Raw genomic sequence first — 2,230 nt, 5'->3', positions numbered from 1 at the left:
GGTAACCGTAGCTGTTTTTGATGGGCGTGGGCCACCACAACACTGGAAGACCAGCCTATTAACCCAATAATCAAAGTAACGCCATCGGACGTAGGAGATCACTATGTCCAAAGGAAACTAAAAACCATAAACAGACACTGATTGTGGTTTAGGAAGTAGAAATTATTGAACCAGAAAGCCGGGTTATCAATAAATTAAAGAGTAAGACAGAGAGAAAAACCAGCTAATACCCTCTACACTCTCGTCGATTTACCCATAGTAACATTTTCAAGCACCGGACTTGTCAACACTGCATTCAAGTATAGGCCTATCGGCCATTCGAATGCTTAGTTATTTTTATGTCATTCTTTTAATTATTATTTATGGAACTACAAATGATACTGCTGTCGCAGCGTTTGGATTCAGATTAGGGAAAATTGTTGTTCCAGAAGTTGGATCATCGTATTGGTTAGACCAGAAAGACTCTCCATAACATCTTGCATAAACTGTTTGACCACTGCTAAATCCAAGTGCAACGAGCGATGCATTGGTAAGATCTAAATTCCGAGGATTTATCTGCGCTGGAAGTGTTTCTAAAACAGCTTCGAAATTTGTGTTACTAACACTAGCTTGCGTGGAAAAAAAGAAACGTATATACCTTGTGTTCCCAACATTTCCAGCAGGGTCGGTAGTGGCTCCAAGTGTGATATCTGTTCCGTTATCAGTAGCGGTGAGGTTCGTAATAGAAGTTGTGGATACCTGACCAAGCGAAGGCGTTTCTGGAATAAAAGTGTCGCCACCACTATGGTCAACATTAAATCTCTTGAAAGTTCCGTAGCCATTTTTTTCATATATCAGCGTAATTGTACCAAAGGGGACATTTGATAAGGTGTACTGTCCACTTGCATTTGTGGTTGCAGATATTGAAGTTCCTTCTACACTGACAGTCATATTCGAATTGTCAATTTCCGTTACGCCTTCATCAAAAAGATTAACAGAACCAGAAACATTGGCTGATGTAGGAGCAGGAGGGTCGTTATCATTATCTTTACTACAAGAAGTACCAAATACAAGTAAGAATAGAATTAAACTGAAGCTAATTGTTTTCATGTCGCATGTGATTAAATTATTATTATGTTGAATTCTAAATTGGTTACAACGGTCTTGTATATGAAAAGTAGCGGATTTTAAGTACAAACTTTTCAGGTAAACTCTGACCTTAAATTTATGTGATTCATTTCGATTTAGCACTTAAACCGCTATTTTTTATATACGTTGTGTGTGCCTTGAATGGCGAATATAACTCATGAATGTGAGTGTTCCAAAGGGTGAAATACGTAGTATTCATGAATTCAAAAAAATAAAATATCACCATGAATAAAGTCCCGGATGCGCTGGGGTGACTCCTGGAAGCAAAGCAAGTGGCAAAGCCTGTCCCGACCTATCGGGAGTTGTCAGAAGTGATTCTGGAACTGAAGTAAGCCAGACTGCGGTGTCTGTACTGACGGACAGAAACTACATATAGAGGCCATTAGGTTGGATGAGGTAGCACTACCTGTCCCGATATCGGGATCATACTGAAGTCCAAAGCCCGGAGAGGGAAATACCGAAGTGGTAGATGTAGCAGGAATAGGCACAAGGATAATCGTCTTACCGAGAGGGCAGAGCGTTTAGAAAATGTCTGGTAGACAATTTTAGCGATGAGCCAGGGCGCAGGGTAGGAGTATCAATTTGAGAAGTCAGCAGGACCTGTACCGCTCTGCGGTAAGCCATAGTACCAATAGGCAAACGAGCTGTCACCGAAACGGATAACGACAGAGGGCTCACAAAGTTGGGAAGGGCTGAACGTCAAACGAGTCTTAATTCGTGTTGGAATGCCAGTAAACTGGGATAGCCTTCACTTAAGCGGACAAGATTAACACTTAATGATAGAGAAAGTACTACATGCAAAGAACCTGACAAAAGCCTACCACCAAGTGGTAAGTAATAAGGGTGCAGCGGGCATTGACAGAATGAGAACAGATCAACTAGGCGATTACCTCAAACAGAATCGGTCCAGGATCATTCTTGATGTGCTGAACCTGAAGTACCTGCCACAACCCATCAAAGGAGTAGAAATTCCGAAGGGAAAGGGCAAAACCAGACTACTTGGAGTGCCTACAGTGGTAGATCGCTGGCTTCAACAGGCGGTAAGCCAACAACTAGCTGCCAAGTTCGAACTGACCTTTGAGCCTGAAAGCTATGGATTCCG

1 protein-coding gene and 1 pseudogene are annotated in these 2,230 nt (G+C 41.9%); one reads left to right on the top strand and one right to left on the bottom strand.

Translation table 11 applies throughout. The annotated features are described in order from the left end of the window. Positions 1-360: 360 nt before the first annotated feature. Entirely contained in the window at positions 361-1,089 is a 729-nt protein-coding gene (locus HH304_RS21040; RefSeq protein ID WP_271711729.1) for a carboxypeptidase regulatory-like domain-containing protein, read from the bottom strand. An 815-nt stretch (positions 1,090-1,904) separates the two neighbouring features. On the opposite strand from HH304_RS21040, the pseudogene HH304_RS21035 reads away from it, so the two are divergent. Next, a pseudogene (locus HH304_RS21035) lies at positions 1,905-2,230 on the top strand (group II intron reverse transcriptase/maturase); the annotation flags it as partial.

Origin of the sequence: Marinigracilibium pacificum, assembly GCF_012926615.1 — a bacterium.
Taxonomy (GTDB): domain Bacteria; phylum Bacteroidota; class Bacteroidia; order Cytophagales; family Cyclobacteriaceae; genus Mangrovivirga; species Mangrovivirga pacifica.
The sequence above is the reverse complement of the archived record's forward strand: the minus strand, read 5'-3'. Positions and strand labels throughout refer to the sequence as shown.

Excerpts from the sequence above, each read along its gene's own strand:
- HH304_RS21040 (WP_271711729.1), bottom strand. The coding sequence starts at position 1,089 with ATGAAAACAATTAGCTTCAGTTTAATTCTATTCTTACTTGTATTTGGT.